1 protein-coding gene is annotated in these 337 nt (G+C 53.4%); it reads left to right on the top strand.

From position 1 onward, the window contains the following. Positions 1-21 precede the first annotated feature (21 nt). Positions 22-337: ParA family protein (locus C495_RS01030; protein WP_206538423.1), on the top strand; the 316-nt coding region annotated here is incomplete at its 3' end.

Genomic DNA, 337 nt, shown 5'->3' with positions numbered 1-337 from the left:
CTCTACGACGTCCTTTCCGAGATGGGACAGCTCACGCTCGACGATCTCAACGAACTGATTGTCAACGGAAACGAGTTCGATATAGTCCCATCCCATTTACGAAACTTCAGGCTGGAGAAGCCCCTATACTCAGAAGCCCGTGGGGTCGAGTCCCTGAAACTCGCCCTCGACCGTCTCACAGTAGACTACGACTACGTCATAATCGATTCCCCTCCCAACCTCGGACCACTTGCTGACGGTGCTCTACTCGCGGCTGAGAACGTTCTCTTCCCGAGTCATGCGAACACGATTGCGAAAGACTCTCTCGAAATCCTTTTTGACGAGATCGACACCCTGG

It is taken from the genome of Natronorubrum sulfidifaciens JCM 14089 (assembly GCF_000337735.1).
In the GTDB taxonomy this organism is placed as follows: Archaea; Halobacteriota; Halobacteria; order Halobacteriales; family Natrialbaceae; genus Natronorubrum; species Natronorubrum sulfidifaciens.
The sequence above is the reverse complement of the archived record's forward strand: the minus strand, read 5'-3'. Positions and strand labels throughout refer to the sequence as shown.